This window comes from Actinomadura meyerae (assembly GCF_900188445.1).
In the GTDB taxonomy this organism is placed as follows: Bacteria; Actinomycetota; Actinomycetes; order Streptosporangiales; family Streptosporangiaceae; genus Spirillospora; species Spirillospora meyerae.
On record NZ_FZOR01000008.1, the window covers coordinates 120,744 to 136,382 of the forward strand.

General features: G+C 74.9%; 13 protein-coding genes and 1 tRNA gene. 3 read left to right on the top strand and 11 right to left on the bottom strand.

All coding sequences use genetic code 11. The features are described from left to right. Positions 1-2 precede the first annotated feature (2 nt). Complete coding sequence (gene yczE / locus CHF16_RS11295; RefSeq protein ID WP_089325919.1) at positions 3-632, bottom strand: membrane protein YczE; 630 nt, start codon at positions 630-632, stop codon at positions 3-5. A 95-nt stretch (positions 633-727) separates the two neighbouring features. On the opposite strand from yczE, the gene yczR reads away from it, so the two are divergent. Then, on the top strand, positions 728-2,197 hold the full coding sequence (gene yczR / locus CHF16_RS11300) for a MocR-like transcription factor YczR (protein WP_089325920.1): 1,470 nt from the start codon (positions 728-730) through the stop codon (positions 2,195-2,197). Between the two features lie 49 nt (positions 2,198-2,246). On the opposite strand, the gene CHF16_RS11305 is transcribed toward yczR, so the two are convergent. From CHF16_RS11305 to CHF16_RS11340, 8 genes are all read right to left on the bottom strand, one after another. Further along, positions 2,247-2,681, bottom strand: coding sequence for a CBS domain-containing protein (locus tag CHF16_RS11305; protein ID WP_089325921.1), 435 nt, complete (start codon positions 2,679-2,681; stop codon positions 2,247-2,249). Between the two features lie 101 nt (positions 2,682-2,782). Continuing rightward, positions 2,783-4,396, bottom strand: a complete 1,614-nt coding sequence (locus CHF16_RS11310) for a phytoene desaturase family protein (protein WP_089325922.1) — start codon at positions 4,394-4,396, stop codon at positions 2,783-2,785. A gap of 50 nt (positions 4,397-4,446) precedes the next feature. Beyond that, positions 4,447-6,135 carry an SDR family oxidoreductase gene (locus CHF16_RS11315; protein WP_089325923.1) on the bottom strand — a complete coding sequence of 563 codons (1,689 nt, stop codon included), beginning with the start codon at positions 6,133-6,135 and terminating at the stop codon, positions 4,447-4,449. Between the two features lie 130 nt (positions 6,136-6,265). Beyond that, complete coding sequence (locus CHF16_RS11320; protein WP_089325924.1) at positions 6,266-7,201, bottom strand: metal-dependent hydrolase; 936 nt, start codon at positions 7,199-7,201, stop codon at positions 6,266-6,268. A 149-nt stretch (positions 7,202-7,350) separates the two neighbouring features. After that, entirely contained in the window at positions 7,351-8,163 is an 813-nt protein-coding gene (gene fdhD, locus CHF16_RS11325) for a formate dehydrogenase accessory sulfurtransferase FdhD (RefSeq protein WP_089325925.1), read from the bottom strand. Between the two features lie 39 nt (positions 8,164-8,202). Beyond that, positions 8,203-8,385 carry a DUF3099 domain-containing protein gene (locus CHF16_RS11330; RefSeq protein ID WP_089325926.1) on the bottom strand — a complete coding sequence of 61 codons (183 nt, stop codon included), beginning with the start codon at positions 8,383-8,385 and terminating at the stop codon, positions 8,203-8,205. A 59-nt stretch (positions 8,386-8,444) separates the two neighbouring features. Then, a tRNA-Sec gene (locus tag CHF16_RS11335) sits at positions 8,445-8,540 on the bottom strand. A 10-nt stretch (positions 8,541-8,550) separates the two neighbouring features. Further along, positions 8,551-10,392: an AMP-dependent synthetase/ligase gene (locus tag CHF16_RS11340; protein WP_089325927.1), complete on the bottom strand. Its 1,842-nt coding sequence runs from the start codon at positions 10,390-10,392 to the stop codon at positions 8,551-8,553. A 181-nt stretch (positions 10,393-10,573) separates the two neighbouring features. Between CHF16_RS11340 and selD the strand changes: the two genes are divergently transcribed. Together selD and CHF16_RS11350 are read left to right on the top strand one after the other, a co-directional pair. Beyond that, entirely contained in the window at positions 10,574-11,566 is a 993-nt protein-coding gene (selD, locus tag CHF16_RS11345; RefSeq protein WP_089325928.1) for a selenide, water dikinase SelD, read from the top strand. A 96-nt stretch (positions 11,567-11,662) separates the two neighbouring features. Further along, entirely contained in the window at positions 11,663-11,941 is a 279-nt protein-coding gene (locus CHF16_RS11350; protein WP_089325929.1) for a hypothetical protein, read from the top strand. Between the two features lie 46 nt (positions 11,942-11,987). Here the strand turns inward: CHF16_RS11350 and CHF16_RS11355 are convergent, their stop codons facing one another. Together CHF16_RS11355 and CHF16_RS11360 are read right to left on the bottom strand one after the other, a co-directional pair. Then, positions 11,988-13,892, bottom strand: coding sequence for a propionyl-CoA synthetase (locus tag CHF16_RS11355; protein ID WP_281259340.1), 1,905 nt, complete (start codon positions 13,890-13,892; stop codon positions 11,988-11,990). A gap of 165 nt (positions 13,893-14,057) precedes the next feature. Further along, the gene (locus CHF16_RS11360; protein ID WP_089325931.1) at positions 14,058-15,488 is read right to left on the bottom strand and encodes an MFS transporter; all 1,431 of its coding nucleotides are present in this window, start codon (positions 15,486-15,488) and stop codon (positions 14,058-14,060) included. Positions 15,489-15,639: the final 151 nt, after the last annotated feature.

A 15,639-nucleotide genomic window follows, 5' to 3' on the forward strand; every position in this document is an offset into this window, starting at 1 on the left:
GCTCAGGCGGGGGCGGGCTCCGGCTCGGGTTCCGGCGCCGGCTCGGCCGCCGGGGCCTTCACCGTCAGCATCGGCAGGAACACGTGGGTCAGCGGGCCGATCGCCAGCGCGTACAGCACCGTCCCGAGGCCGACGGTGCCGCCCAGGAGCCAGCCGGTGGCGAGCACGGCCAGCTCGATCCCGGTCCGGACCACGCGGATGGAGTGGCCGCGCGCGGCGATCCCGGTCATCAGCCCGTCGCGCGGGCCGGGGCCGAGGCCCGCGCCGATGTAGCAGCCGGTCGCGACGCCGCCCGCCAGGACTCCGACGACGAGGAAGGCCCAGCGCGCCGCGAGCGCGTCCGGGGCGGGCAGCAGCCACAGGAACAGGTCGGCGAACGCGCCGACGAGGACCACGTTGCTGATCGTCCCGATCCCGGGCCGCTGCCGCAGCGGGATCCAGGCGAGCATCACCACCGCGCCCGCGATGATGATCCACACGCCGATCGACAGGCCGAAGCGGCGGGAGAGCCCCTGATGGAAGACGTCCCATGGATCGTTCCCGAGGCCGGACGACACCTGGAGGGCGATCCCGAGCCCGTACAAGGCCAATCCAACGTAGAGCTGCACGAGTCGCCGCGCGAGCAGGGCCATTATCCGCCTCCAAGCCGAGAAGTGGCCGTGTACTGGACCCACTCTGGCGTTCAGTGGACTGGTCTTGTAGGGCCAATTATGCGAAAGTGGCTTGTATGAGCACCCGCTATGTGAGCGGCCCGCACCTGGCCCGGCTGCTGGGGGACGTCTCGCGGGACCGCCCCGTCTACGCCGCGCTGGCCCGGTCGGTGCGCGCGCTCGTCCTGGACGGGCGGCTGGCCCTGCGCACCCGGCTGCCCGCCGAACGCGACCTCGCCGCCGCCCTGGGCGTCAGCCGCACGACCGTGACGACCGCCTACGACCGGCTCCGCGAGGAGGGCTACGTGGAGAGCCGGCAGGGCGCGGGGAGCTGGACGGCGCTGCCGCCGGTGCGGATGTCGGCGGCGGGGCGGAGCGCCGACGCGCCCCCCGGCGGGCTGTACGGCAAGGCGTACCCGGTCCCGGACGACGGGTCCTTCATCGACCTCGGCTGCGCCACCCCCGCCGCCCCGGCGATCTTCGAGGAGGCCGTCGCCGCCGCCGTCGCCGACCTGCCCCGCTACAGCTCGGGGCCCGGCTACGAGCCCGCCGGGCTGGCGGAGCTGCGCGAGGTCATCGCCGCCGGGTACGCCGCGCGCGGCGTCCCGACCCGCGCCGACCAGATCGTGGTCACCACCGGCGCCCAGCACGCGTTCACGCTGCTGACCCAGCTGCTGGTGGAGCCGGGCGACGCCGTCATGGTCGAGCGCCCCACCTACCCGCACGCGCTCGGCGCGCTGCGCCGCCGCGGCGCCCGGCTCGTCCCGGTCGGCGTGAACGAGGGCTGGGACATCGAGCTCGCGGCGGGCGCGATGCGGCAGGCCGCCGTGCGGATGGCCTACACCGTCCCCGACTTCCACAACCCGACCGGGCACCTGATGGCGGCCGCGGACCGGGCCGCGCTCGTCGACGCCGCGCGCCGCGCCGACGCGTTCCTCGTCGCCGACGAGACGTTCGCCGACCTCGCCCACGACCTGGACGCCCCGCGCGAGGCGCCGCTGGCCGCCTACGACGGCGGCGGCCGCGTCATCACCGTCGGATCGGCGTCCAAGCTGCTGTGGGGCGGGCTGCGCATCGGCTGGATCCGCACGACCGCGCCGCTGGCGCGCCGCCTCGTGCTGGCCCGCGAGCCGTTCGACATGGCCAGCCCGGTGCTGGACCAGCTGATCGTCCGGGAGCTGCTGCTGCGGGTGGAGGAGGTCCGCGCCGAGCGCGCGGAGACCCTGCTGCGCGGCCGGGACGCGCTCGCCGGCGCGCTGCGGGAGTTGCTGCCGGGCTGGGAGTTCCGGCTGCCCGAGGGCGGCATGTCGCTGTGGGCGCGCATCGGCGCGCCCGTCGCGACCGCGGTGGCGGAGGCGGCCGAGCGGCTCGGCGTCCGTGTCGTCGCCGGGCCGGTGTTCGGCGCGGACGGCGTCCTGGAGGACTACGTCCGGCTGCCCTACGTGCTGCCGCCGGAGACGCTGCGCACCGCCGTCGAGCGGCTCGCCCTGGCGCACCGGGAGGCGCGGTCCGCCCCGGCGGCCCGCACGCTGCCCGCCTACGTGTGACCTCGGCCCGGGGGCGGCCGGGGCCCGCCCGCGGGGGACCCCGGCCGGGTCAGGGGACGTTCTGGATGTAGCCGACCAGGTGCTCGCGCTCGTTCTCCAGCTCGTCGATGGCGCTCTTGACGACGTCGCCGATGCTGACGATCCCGGCGAGCCGGCCGTCCTCGACGACGGGCGCGTGCCGGAAGCGGTGCTCGGTCATGGTGCGGCGCAGGTCCTCGACCTTGTCGCCGGGCCCGCAGCTGCGGACCTCCGCGGTCATGATCTCGGAGACGGGCCGGTCCAGCAGCGCCGCGCCGCGGTCGTGCAGCCTGCGCACGACGTCGCGCTCGGACACGATGCCGGAGATGGACGCGCCGTCGGGGGAGACGACGACCGCCCCGATGTTGTGCTCCGCCAGGACGGCGAGCAGCTGCCGCACGGTGGCGTCGGGCCGCACCGTGGCCACCGTGTCCCCTTTCCGCCGAAGGATGTCGCGAATCCGCATGCCTCACGCTCCGCTGCCGGTCGCCGGGTGGCCGCCACCCCGCGTCGTGCTGACAAGGTCGCATGTTCCGGCGCCGAGGAAAACCCCGCTCCGGTAAACACCTACGGCGCGAGGAGGCGGCCCAGGCCCCGGAGCGCCGGGGTCAGGACGCGGCCCGCGGGCCCGGCGTGGGCGAGCGCCGCACGGGCCGCGTTGGCTCCGCAGGCGCCGTGCACGCCGCCGCCGGGATGGGCCGACGCGGACGCCAGGTACAGGCCCGCGACGGGGGTCTCGGCCCGGCCGAGACCGGGCACGGGCCGGAACACGAGCTGCTGGTGGACCAGCGCGGTGCCGCCGTTGAGGGCGCCGTTCACGAGGTTGGCGTCGTGGCGGGCGAAGGCGGGCGGCGCGGTGACGCGGCGGGCGGTGATCCGGGCGCGGAAGCCTGGCGCGAAACGCTCCACGACGCCCTCCAGCCGGGCGGCCATGGCGTCCCGCTCGCGCTCGTCCCAGGCGCCGGTGATGCCGTCGGGGCCCGCGTCGGCCCGCACGCGGTGGGGGACGTGCGTGTACGCCCAGACCGACTCGGTCCCGGCGGGGGAGCGGGCCGGGTCCGCGGTCGTCATCTGGCCGAGCAGCGCGAACGGCTCGCCCGGCACCCGCCCGGTGGCGAGGTCGGCGCTGTAGTCGGTCAGCGCCTCCATGCCGGGGGACAGGTGGACGGTGCCGGCCCGCCCGGCGTCCGGGGAGGCCCACGGGATGGGGCCCGACAGCGCCCAGTCGACCTTGAAGGTGGCGTGGTCCCAGTCGAACCGGCGCATGTCGTCGCGCAGCGCGCCGGGCAGGTCGGACCAGCCGACCAGGCCGCCGTAGAGCGCGGGCGCCGACACGTCCGCGAGCACGGCCCTGGCGGCGCGCACCGGCTCGCCGGACGCGGTCCGCACGCCGAGCGCGCGCCCGCGGCGGACGACGACCGACGCGACCGGGACGCCGCAGCGGACGCGCCCGCCGCGCGACTCCAGCCGCCGCACGAGCGCGGCGGTCAGCTCGCCCGCGCCGCCCTCGGGGACCGGCCAGCCGTCCCGCTGGCCGATCATCGCGAGCAGCCAGCCGAACACCGAGCCCGCCGTCGACTCGGGGAACATGTCGGTGTGCAGCGCCGACCCGGCGAGCAGCAGCGGCCCGCCCGGCCCGGTGAACTCCTGCTCACCGAGGGTGCGGACGGGCGCGAGGAGCCGCCGCACGGCCCGCAGGCCGCCCGCGCGGCGCAGCGCCGCCGCCAGCGGCAGCGCCGCCCGGACGGGCGGGAACGGGGTGAACAGGGCGCGCAGGACGTCGTCCCCCGTCTCGTCCCACATGGCGCACAGCCGCAGCCACGCCTCGCCGTCGCCCGCGCCCAGCGCCTCCAGGTTCGCGGCGGTCGCGTCGCGGTCGCGCTCCAGGACGGCGGAGCGCCCGTCCGGCAGCGGGTGCGCCAGGACGGCCGGCGCGTGCCGCCAGCGCAGCCCGTGCCGTTCGAGCTCCAGCGCCCGCATGACCGGGGACGCCGCGCCGAGCGGGTAGAACGCGCTGCACAGGTCGCTGACGTAGTCGGGGTGGACGCCCCGGTCGCTGCGCACGGCGCCGCCCGGCTCGGGCTGCGCCTCCAGGACCTCGACGTCCCAGCCCGCGTCGGCGAGCATGTTGGCCGCGACGAGGCCGTTGTGCCCCGCCCCGACGACCACGGCGTCCGCCATGCGGCATCCCTCCCGGTGATCACCCTACGGGGTGCCGGTGCGGGCGGCGGTCAGCCCCGCGCGCCGCCCGGTTCGCGGCGGGCGAGCAGGCGCACCGCCCCCGGCGCCGCGCGGGCGGCCAGCCGGGCGGGCCGCGCCGCCGGTGTCACGGCGACGGCACGGTCGGCGCGGACGGCCGCGACGATCCGCTCGGCGACCCGCTCCGGCCGCGACCGCGGCCCGGCGCAGGCGGCGGTGACCCCGATGCCCTTGCCCTTCAGCTCGGCGCGCAGGCATTCCGACAGCATCAGCACGGCCGCCTTGCTCGTCGCGTACCCGGGCCGGGCGCGGGACGGTGTGAACGCGGCCGCCGAGGCGGTGTTGACGATGTGGCCGCCGAGCCCCTGCTCGGCCATCTGCCGGGCGAAGAGCCGCGAACCGTGGGCGGCGCCCCCCAGGTTGACGTCGAGGAGCCTGCGCCAGTCATCGGTGGAGTGGTCGAAGAACGAGCCGGCCAGGGCCGCGTCCGAGCCGTTGACGACGACGTCCGGCACCCCGTGCTCGTGCAGGACGGCCTTGGCGAAGTCCTCCATCGCGGCGGGGTCGGACGCGTCGACCCGGTAGGCGTGCGCGCGGCGCCCGCTCAGCCCGGCGAGCTCGGCGGTGCGCCGGGCGGCCGCGAGGTCGGGGTCGGCGGCGACGATCTCGGCGCCGCGCTCGGCGAACGCCAGCGCCGTGGCGCGGGCGACGTCGCCGCCCGCGCCCGTGACGACGACCAGGGAGCCGCCGAACGCCGACCGGCCCGCCCGGACCCGCGCCCGCTCCAGGGCACGGGTCTCGGCGGCGGTGAGCGAGCCGCCCTCGACGGACGTGACGTGCTCGGCGACGCAGCGCGCGACCAGGCCGGGATGGCTGCGCGGTACCCAGTGCCCGGCCGCGACGGGCCGCAGCGACAGGTTCGGAACGCGTTCGCCGAGGCCGCCCACCAGGTGCGGCGAGACGAACAGGTCTCTGGTCGGCACGACGACCTGCGTGGGGACGTCCGTGCGCCGCTCGCGCGGGCCGCGCAGCCGCCGCAGCATGTTCGCCCGGTACAGCGAGACGCCGGCCGCGGCGTCGCGCGCCATCGTCCGCGCGGGATGCCCGGGGCGCGGCGGGACGCCCTCCCCGAGGGCCAGGGCCCGGTTGAACGGCCGGGTCATCCCGGCCAGCCACAGCAGCTCCGGCAGCACCGGAGTCTGGAAGGCGTAGATGTACCAGGACCGCAGGCCCTGGCCCATGGCGCGGCGCAGGTTGGCCGGGGTGGGGCGGGCGAGGTTGCGCCGCATCCAGTGCCCGGCGTGGTCCAGGGAGGGGCCGGAGATCGAGGTGAAGGAGGCGAAGCGGTCCGGCATGGTGCACACCGCCTCCCACCCCTGGATCGACCCCCAGTCGTGCCCGACGAGGTGCACCTTGCGCTCGGGCGCGGTGGCGTCCAGCACGGCGCTCATGTCGGACATCAGGTAGTCGAAGGTGTAGCGCTTGCGGCCGAACGGCCGCGAGGAGGCGCCCGCGCCGCGCACGTCGTAGCGGACGACGTGGAACCGCCCGGCGAGCAGCCCGGCCACCTCGTCCCACACCGCGTGGGTGTCGGGGTAGCCGTGGACGAGCAGGACCGTCGGGAGCGAGGGATCGCCCTGCTCGTAGACGGCGAGGTCGACGCCGTCGCCGCGGACCCGGCGCCTGCGGGCCGCGGGACCGCCGGCCGCTTTATTAGACATCCTGGTAATAAATCGCCGAACCGTGCCCCGGGTCAAGGGGACGCGGAGTGAGGCCCGCCACGCGCGGAACGAGGGCCCGTACGGCGCGGAGTACGGGCCCTCGTTCCAGGGGGCGTGGCTCTGGTAGGGATCAGTACGGGTCGTAGCCCGCGGCCTTCGCCGCCGGCGACTGCATCAGGTACTCGAGCGCCCTGGGGGTCGAGCAGACCTTGGACGGGTGGTGGTTCGGCCGGAGGTAGACGGGCGCCTCGCCGAGCAGCAGCTTGAAGATGCCCGGCACGTGCCCCAGCCGGACCGACCGCCGGTACGACCGGTAGACCCGCAGCGGCGTCACCCGCTTGGTGACGGTCGGGTCCTGCTTGAGCAGGTACAGCGACCCGCCGATCAGCGCCCAGTACAGGAAGAACAGCGACACCACCCAGGCCGCGACGCGCGTCGGGTAGCGGCCGCCCACGGCCTTGTAGACGTCGAACACCACCGACCTGTGCTCGACCTCCTCGGCCCCGTGCCAGCGCAGCAGGTCCAGCATGGTCGGGTCCACGCCGGCCTTCTCGAACCGCTCGTTGTCCATGATCCACTGGCCGAGGACGGCGGTGTAGTGCTCGATCGAGGCGACCGCGGCCAGCTCGAACCGGAGCCGGCGCCGCCAGGCCCGCGGGTTCTTCTCCTTCAGCGCGGCCATCTGCGCGGGGCGCTCGGCGTTGCCCTTCGCCGCCGCGTCCGTGATCTTGGAGACGTCGATGCCGTTCGCCTCCAGGATCTGGTCCAGCACCCCTTGGTGGGAGCGGGCGTGCACCATCTCCTGGCCGATGAACCCCTTGATCTCCTCCAGGAGCCGCTCGTCCTTGATGTAGGGGCGGGCGTCCTTGACGCACTGGATGAACCACTTCTCGCCCTCGGGCAGGACGATGTGGAAGGAGTTGATGATGTGCGTGGCGACGGGATCGCCCGGCACCCAGTGCAGGGGCGTCTTCGACCAGTCGAAGGACACGCGCCGAGGCTTGATCGGCGGGTGGCGCTCATCGATGCCGGTCGCCGGTGCGCCGCCTGTCAGGGGCCTCGTCATGCCGTCCTCGCTCTCCGCGCGCGCGTGTGTGTGCGTTGGGGCGACAGTCAACTCTTGCGGGACGGGTGGTTTCTTGGGCCCGGACCAACAAGTTACTGCTTGGTTTTAGGTCCGTGATGACAAGTGGCGCCCATCACAGGCCGATCCGCTCACAAGACGATCCGCTCGGCCCCCGCGTAGACGTTCATGGTCTCGCCGCGCAGGAAGCCGACGAGCGTCATGCCGGCGTCCTCGGCCAGCTCGACCGCCAGCGACGACGGCGCCGAGACCGCCGCGAGCACCGGCACGCCCGCGGCCATCGCCTTCTGCGTCAGCTCGAACGACGCGCGCCCGCTCACCATCAGGACCGTGCCGGCCAGCGGCAGCCGCCCCTGCCGCAGCGCCCACCCGACGACCTTGTCGACCGCGTTGTGCCGCCCGACGTCCTCGCGCACGGCGAGCAGCTCGCCGCCGGGGCCGAACAGCCCGGCCGCGTGCAGCCCGCCCGTCCGGTCGAACGCCCGCTGCGCCGCGCGCAGCCGCTCGGGCAGCACCGCCAGCACCTCCGGCGCGATGCGCAGCGGATCGGCCGCCACGTCGTACGGCCGGTCGGCGCGCAGCGCCTCGATGCTGGACTTCCCGCACACGCCGCACGCGCTCGTCGTGGTGAACGCCCGGGTCATCGAGTCGTCCGGCGGCGGCACGCCGGGCGCCAGCGCGACATCGAGGGTGTTCTGCTCGGCGGTGTCGGCGCAGTAGCGCATGGCGGCGAGGTCGCGGGCGTCCCCGATGACGCCCTCGGCGGCCAGGAACCCGGCGGCCAGGTCGAAGTCGTGGCCCGGGGTGCGCATCGTGATCGTGAGCGGCTTGCCGGCGACGCGGATCTCCAGCGGCTCCTCCACCGCGAGCGTGTCCGGCCGGCGGCCGCGCGCGCCGGTGGTGCTCACCCGCAGCACGGGCTTGCGCACGGTGATCCGCCCCATGCCGTGACGGTACCCCGGATACCCGCGGGTAACGAAACGTCAGTCGCGGCGGTCGATGTTCCAGTTCGCGACGATCGCCGCGAACGGCGGGATGACCAGCGCCGCGACCGACATCGCGATCGCCGCGGCGTGCGACCAGTGCCGGACGACGGCCCACGCCAGCACGAACAGGATGAGGCAGGTCCCCATCATGATCATGTAAGCGATCCTGCGGCGCCGCATGCCTCCACGCTACGTCGCGGCCCCCGGAAACCGGGGCCGCGACGGAGCGGGACGTCGTGTGGCGGAGGCGTACGGGAATCGAACCCGCCGTCCCGAGATCCTCGGGACCGTCGGCTTTGAAGGCCGGGGAGGCCACCAGGCGCTCACACGCCTCCGCCGATGATCTTAGCCCGCGTAGAGGGCGTCGATGTCGGGCGAGTACTTGGTGTGCACGACGCGGCGCTTGAGCTTGAGGGTCGGGGTGAGCTCCTCGCTCTCGGCGGTCCACTCGGCGGGCAGCAGGCGCCACTTCTTCACCTGCTGGACGCGGGCGAGGCGGGCGTTGGCGTCCTGGACGGCCCGCGCGACCTCCTCCAGCACGAGGGGGTGCTCGGCGAGGGCGGCGAGGTCGGTGGTGTCGATGCCGTGGGCGGCGGCCCAGACGGGGGCGACCTCGCCGTCCAGGGTGATGAGGGCGACGACGTAGGGGCGCCGGTCGCCGAAGGCGAGGGCCTGCCCGATGAGCGGGTGCTCCTTCAGGTGGTTCTCGATCAGCGAGGGGGCGATGTTCTCGCCGCCCGCGGTGATGATGAGCTCCTTCTTGCGGTCCACGACGGTGAGGAAGCCGTCGTCGTCCAGGCGGCCGATGTCGCCGGTGCGCACCCAGCCGTCGGCGTCGATGAGGTCGGCGGTGGCGTCCGGGCGGTTCAGGTAGCCGGGGGTGCAGGTGGCGCCGCGGACGAGGATCTCGCCGTCCTCGGCGAGCTTCAGCTCCACGCCGTCGAAGGGGCGGCCGACGGTGCCGAGCTTGAAGTCGTCGGCGAGGTTGGCGGTGACGGCGCCGGTCGTCTCCGTCATCCCGTAGGCGTCGAAGATCTTCAGGCCGAGGCCGGAGAAGAACCGGGCGACCTCCACCGGCAGCGGCGCGGCGGCGCTGGAGGCCTGCCCGACCCGGTCCAGGCCGAGCAGCCCGCGCATCGGGGTGAGGACGGCCTTGTCCGCCCGCTCGAACGCCGCGGTGATCTCGGGGGTGAGGGTGTTGCCGAACTCCTGGGCGGTGACGTAGGCGCGGCCGGCCTCCAGGGCGGCGGCGACCGCCTGCTTCTTGGCCTCGTCCTGCTCGGCGGACAGGACCGCCTGGATGCCCGCCATGATCTTCTCCCAGACGCGGGGCACGCCGAAGAAGGAGTGCGGCCGCACCTCGGCCAGGACCGTGGTGAGCTGCGCGGGGTCGGGGCAGAAGTGGATGTGGGACGCCAGCCGGATCGGCAGGTAGTAGCTGAGGACGCGGTCGGCGATGTGCGCGAACGGCAGGTAGGACACCCCGGCCGGGTGCTCGGGCAGCACCGAGCTGCGCTGCACCATCTCGGCCTCGTGCAGCACCATCGAGTGGGTGATCAGCACGCCCTTGGGGTCGCCGGTGGTGCCGGAGGTGTACAGGAGGGTGACGGTGTCCTCCGGCTTGACCGCCCGCCAGCGCCGGTCGACGTCGGCGGGGTCGGCGGCCCGCCGCTCCCGGCCGAGCGCGGTGAAGGCGTCCCAGCTGAGGTAGCGGTCGCCGGCCGGGCAGGCGGCGGCGTCCACCACGATGACCTTGCGCAGGTGGGGGAGCTTGTCGAGGACGGGCTGCCACCGGTCGAGCTGGTCCCTGCCGTCCAGGACGGCGTACCTGGCGGCGCAGTCCCCGGCCACGAACGCGATCTGGTCGGGCGCGAGCGTCGCGTACACGGTGGTGGGGACGCCGCCGGCGTGCACGGCGCCGAGGTCGGCGAGGACGTGCTCGGAGCGGTTCGGCATCATCAGCGCGACCACGTCGCCGGACTCCAGCCCGAGCGCGGCGAACCCGGCCGCCGCCTCCAGCGCCCGGCTCCGGGTGTCGGCCCAGGTCAGGGTCCGCCACTCGCCGTCGATCCGGTCGGCGTAGGCGGGCCTGCCGCCGTGCCGCTCGGCGGTCGCCGCGAGGTTCGTGCAGACCGTCTGTCCCGCGACGGCCTGGTCGAGTTCGGCCTGCTGTTCCCGGATCCCCATGTCGCCCCTTGCAGAAGTAAGTGATGACTTGCAGAGGGGAAATCGCATCATGCCGAACAGCGTTCGGACAAGGGGTTCGCGGATTTCCGCGCTGGTCGGGCGGGATGTTCGCCGCTCGGTGACCGCCCCCGTACTGTCCGTTTCTTGATCATTTGAGGTAGTTGTGCGTTAAATCGTGCGGGTGACCAGCCTCGCCCCCGCCGCACGCCTGACGCAGTACGCGCACGGCGGCGGCTGCGCCTGCAAGATCCCGCCCGGGGTGCTGGAGCGGGTCGTGACCGGCCTCACCGGCGGGGACGACGCCCTGCTGGTCGGCGGCCCGGACGGCGACGACGCGGCCGTGCTGCGCATCGGCGGCGGCCGGGCCGTGGTATCCACCGCCGACTTCTTCACCCCCGTCGTCGACGACGCCTACGACTGGGGCCGCATCGCCGCCGCCGACGCCCTCTCCGACGTCTACGCGGTCGGCGGCGAGCCGCTGATGGCGGTCAACCTGCTCGGCTGGCCCGTCGACGCGCTGCCCGCCGAACTGGCCCGCGAGGTCCTGCGGGGCGGCCGGGACGCCGCGGCGCTCGCCGGCTGCGCGATCGCGGGCGGGCACAGCATCGACGACCCCGAACCCAAGTACGGGCTCGCCGTCACCGGGCTCGCCGACCCCGACCGGCTGCTGCGGCTGGACGCCGGGCGCTCCGGCGTCCCGCTGTCGCTGACCAAGCCGCTCGGCCTCGGCGTCCTCAACGCCCGGCACAAGGCGACCGGCGAGGTGTTCCCGGAGGCGGTGGAGACGATGGCGGCGCTCAACGCGGGCGCGGCGGTCGCCGCGCTGGAGCGCGGCGCCGCGTGCGCCACCGACGTCTCCGGGTTCGGGCTGCTCGGCCACCTGTACAAGGTGGCGCGGGCGAGCGGCGTGACCGCCGTCGTCGACGCCGCCGCCGTCCCCTACCTGGACGGGGCGCGCGCCGCCGTCCGGGACGGGTTCGTGCCCGGCGCGACGCGGCGCAACCTGGCGTGGGTGTCCCCGCACACCGACTTCCGCCGCATCGGCGAGGAGGAGCGGCTGCTGCTGGCCGACGCGCAGACCTCCGGCGGGCTGCTGGTCGCCGGGGAGGTCCCGGGCGCCCCGGTGATCGGCGAACTGGTGCCGCGCGAGCGGCGCACGCTCGTCGTCCGCTGACGTCCCCGCGGCCCGTGTCGCCGCCCGCGACGCGGGTAGGGGAGGGGCTACCGCTCCGGCGGGGGCGGGGCGGGGGAGCGAAGGAGCGCACGCCACATGACCATCACCGGGCTCGCGGCGGCCGTCGTCCTCGGCGCGGTGATCGGGATCCTCGGGCGGCTGGTCGCGCCCGGCAGGCCGGGCCTGCCGGTCTGGCTGCTGATGGCGACCGGGGTCGTCGCGGCGTTCGCCGGTACGGGCCTGGCCCACGTGTTCGGCCTCGCCTCCGGGGGAGGCTGGAGCGTCTGGGAGACCGTTCTGCAGATCCTGCTGGCCGCGGCCGGCGTCTGCCTGGTCGCGGCCCTGTGGCCCAAGAGGACCGGCCACCGGCCCTAGCGCCCTCCCGGTCCGCGCGCGCCGCACGAACCCGCCGGGCCGCCGGTCACGGCCGGCGCAGGACGGAGCGCAGGTCCTCCAGCACGCCGGGGTCCTCGATCGTGGACGGGACGGTCACCTCCCGGCCGTCGGCGATGCCCCGCATCACGCCCCGCAGGATCTTGCCCGAGCGGGTCTTCGGCAGCGCCGGGACGACCGCGACCTCCTTGAGCGCGGCGACGGGCCCGACCTGCTCGCGCACCATCGCGACCAGCTCGGCGGCCAGCTCGCCCGGCTCGGCGAGGACGCCGCTCTTGAGCACGACCAGCCCGCGCGGGACCTGCCCCTTCAGCGCGTCCTCGACGCCGATGACCGCGCACTCGGCGACGGCCGGATGGGAGGAGATGACCTCCTCCATCGTCCCGGTGGACAGCCGGTGCCCGGCGACGTTGATGACGTCGTCGGTGCGGCCCATCACCCACACGTAGCCGTCCTCGTCGATGTGGCCGCCGTCGCCGGTCAGGTAGTGCCCGGGGAACTTCGTCAGGTACGACTCGACGAACCGCTCGTCGTCCTGCCACAGCGTCGGCAGCGTGCCGGGCGGCAGCGGCAGCCGGATCGCGATGTCGCCGTCGGCGCCGGGCGGCACCGGATCGCCGTCCGGGCCGAGGATCCGCACGTCGTAGCCGGGCACCGGCACCGACGGCGAGCCCGCCTTGACCGGCATCGGCTCCAGCCCGCGCAGGTTCGCCACGATCGGCCAGCCCGTCTCGGTCTGCCACCAGTGGTCGATGACCGGCCGGTCCAGCACGCGCGACGCCCACCGGTAGGTGTCGGGGTCGAGCCGCTCCCCGGCGAGGAACAGGGTGTCCAGCGCCGACAGGTCGTGCCCGGCGAGCAGCGCGCCCTCCGGGTCCTCCTTCTTGATCGCCCGGATCGCGGTCGGCGCGGTGAACAGCGCCTTCACCCGGTGCTGCGCCGCGACCCGCCAGAAGGCGCCCGCGTCCGGCGTCCCCACCGGCTTGCCCTCGTACAGGACGGTCGCGCAGCCGGTGAGCAGCGGCGCGTACACGATGTAGGAGTGCCCGACGACCCAGCCGACGTCGGACGCGGCCCAGAACACGTCGCCGGGCCCGACGCCGAACACGTTCTCCATCGACCAGCGCAGCGCCACCGCGTGCCCGCCGTTGTCGCGGACGACGCCCTTCGGCCGCCCGGTCGTCCCCGAGGTGTAGAGGATGTACAGCGGGTCGGTGGCGGCGACGGGCACGCACTCGACGGGCTCGGCGCCGGCGACCGCCTCGTCCCACTCCACGTCCCGGGGCCGGACGAGGTCGGCGTGCAGCTGCTCGCGCTGCCGGATCACGCACCGCTCGACCTTGTGCCGCGCCATCTCCAGCGCCTGGTCCAGCAGCGGCTTGTAGGCGACGACCCGGCCCGCCTCGATGCCGCAGGACGCCGACACGACCGCCTTGGGCCGGGCGTCGTCGATGCGGACCGCGAGCTCCCGCGCCGCGAACCCGCCGAACACGACCGAGTGCACCGCGCCGAGCCGGGCGCACGCCAGCATCGCGATGACCGCCTCGGGCACCATCGGCAGGTAGATGACGACCCGGTCGCCGCGGTCGACGCCCTGCGCGCGCAGCGCCCCGGCGAACCGCGCGACCAGGTCGGTCAGCTCCCGGTAGCTGTAGGTCCGGACCGTCCCGGTGACCGGGCTGTCGTAGATCAGCGCGGCCTGGTCGCCGCGGCCCTCCTCCACATGCCGGTCCAGCGCGTTGTCGCAGGTGTTCAGCTCGCCGCCGGTGAACCAGCGGTAGAACGGCGGCGCCCCGTCGTCCAGCACCCGGTCCGGCGGGACGAGCCAGCGGACGTCGCGCGCCGCCAGCCCCCAGAAGCGGGTCGGGTCGGCGATGCTGCGTTCGTACGCGGCCGCGTAGGCGCCCATGTCGTCCTCCCGGTGGCGGGCCACCGGCCGGTTGCTCCGTGGCCCTGTGCTCCGTCGCCCAGGTCTGCGCTGAGGCCCGGTCGCGAAACCGGGCCGCACCCCTATAGGGCATGCCCCGGGGCCGGTTCGTCAAGAGCCCGCGCCGCCCGGCCCGCGTCCCGGGCCCGCCACGGGCCCGCCACCGGTCCGTCAGTCGGGGTGGCGCAGGCCGTGCGCGAGGGCGACGAGCGCGGCCGCGAACGCGCCCGCCGCGACGATCCAGAAGCACAGCTCGTAGGCGCCGAGCGTCGGCACGTCCGTCCCGCCGATCACCCGCCCGGCCAGGATCGACGCGGTGACCGCGCCGGCCACCCCGCCGCCGGTGGTGCGGACGAGCGAGTTGATGCCGCTGGCGATGCCGCTCTGGTCCATCGGCACGTGCTGGACGGCGAGCGTCCCGAGCGCCGCGTAGGCGATCCCGAAGCCGACGCCCTGGATGGCGCTGAACGCGAGCATGTCGTACACGTGCGAGTTGGACACCGCCAGCCACGCGTAGCACAGCCCGGCGAACGCCGACCCCGTCGCGAGCGTGTAGGCGGGGCCGATCCGCGCCGCGATCCGCCCGGCCAGCGCCGAGAACACCAGCATCGTGACCGTGCTCGGCAGCATGTAGAGGCCGACGTCCAGGACCGAGCCGTCCAGCCCGTACCCGACCGCGTCAGGCCGCGCCTGCACGAACCCGGCGATCAGCGTGAACGCGGCGAACATTGAGAACCCGAGCAGCGCCGAGGCGACGTTGGCCGACAGCGACCGCGCCCCGACCAGCAGGTTCAGCCGCACCAGCGGTGCCCGGACCCGCAGCTGCACAACGACCCACACCGCGCACAGCGCGGCGGCCGCGCCGAACAGGGCCAGGACGCCGCCGGACGTCCAGCCCCACGCGTTGCCCTCGCTGATGCCGAGCAGCAGGCACACCAGCCATGCGGCGAGCAGGACCGCGCCGGCGAAGTCGGGCCGGCCGCCGGCCCGGACGCCGGCGTCGCGGGCGAGCACCGCGACGAGCGCCAGCGCCCCGGCGGCCAGCGCCGCGGCGATCCAGAAGACCGGGTGGTGGCTGTCGGTGCGGGCCGCGATCAGCCCCGTCACGATCATGCCGGCGCTGCCGCCGACGCCCATGGTGGCGCTGACGATGCCGATCGCGGTGGTGATCCGCTCGCGCGGGAACGCGTCCCGGATCATGCCGATGGCGAGCGGGATCATCGAGGACGACACGCCCTGCATCGCGCGGCCGGCGATGAGGACCGGCAGCGACGCCGACACCGCGCAGACCACCGAGCCGGTCACCAGCAGCACGAGCGCGAGCAGGATCATCCGCTTCTTGCCGTACATGTCGCCGAACCGCGCCAGCAGCGGGGTGGCGACCGCGCCGGTCAGCAGCGAGGCGGTGAACACCCACGTCACGTCGGTGATCGGGGCGTCGAAGCGGGCCATGAGCTGCGGCAGCAGCGGCAGGACGAGGGTCTGCTGCACCGAGACGACCATCCCGGCCGCCGCGAGGGCGAGCAGGATGCGGCCGGTGCGCGCGGAGTCCGCGTGCGGCGGTCCGGCCGCGGTGCGCGCCGTGGCCGGGGCGCCGGTCATGCGAACCTCCCGAGGGGCGATCGTGCGTCCGGTCGGCGGCGGCCCGGCCGCCCGGCGTGGCCCCGTCCGCTCTGTACTTACTTAGGGAAAGTAAGTGTAGATCGGCCGGTCTGTGAGCGTTCCATTGCGGGTGCCCGTTCCGGCCGGACCG

Bases quoted from the DNA above. Each gene is read 5' to 3' on its own strand.
- CHF16_RS11350 (WP_089325929.1), top strand. From the start codon at position 11,663: ATGACCATCACCGGGCTCGCGGCGGCCGTCGTCCTCGGCGCGGTGATC.
- CHF16_RS11340 (WP_089325927.1), bottom strand. From the start codon at position 10,392: ATGGGGATCCGGGAACAGCAGGCCGAACTCGACCAGGCCGTCGCGGGA.
- CHF16_RS11330 (WP_089325926.1), bottom strand. From the start codon at position 8,385: ATGCGGCGCCGCAGGATCGCTTACATGATCATGATGGGGACCTGCCTC.
- CHF16_RS11320 (WP_089325924.1), bottom strand. From the start codon at position 7,201: ATGACGAGGCCCCTGACAGGCGGCGCACCGGCGACCGGCATCGATGAG.
- yczE (WP_089325919.1), bottom strand. From the start codon at position 632: ATGGCCCTGCTCGCGCGGCGACTCGTGCAGCTCTACGTTGGATTGGCC.
- yczR (WP_089325920.1), top strand. From the start codon at position 728: ATGAGCACCCGCTATGTGAGCGGCCCGCACCTGGCCCGGCTGCTGGGG.
- fdhD (WP_089325925.1), bottom strand. From the start codon at position 8,163: ATGGGGCGGATCACCGTGCGCAAGCCCGTGCTGCGGGTGAGCACCACC.
- CHF16_RS11360 (WP_089325931.1), bottom strand. From the start codon at position 15,488: ATGACCGGCGCCCCGGCCACGGCGCGCACCGCGGCCGGACCGCCGCAC.
- CHF16_RS11305 (WP_089325921.1), bottom strand. From the start codon at position 2,681: ATGCGGATTCGCGACATCCTTCGGCGGAAAGGGGACACGGTGGCCACG.
- CHF16_RS11310 (WP_089325922.1), bottom strand. From the start codon at position 4,396: ATGGCGGACGCCGTGGTCGTCGGGGCGGGGCACAACGGCCTCGTCGCG.
- CHF16_RS11315 (WP_089325923.1), bottom strand. From the start codon at position 6,135: ATGTCTAATAAAGCGGCCGGCGGTCCCGCGGCCCGCAGGCGCCGGGTC.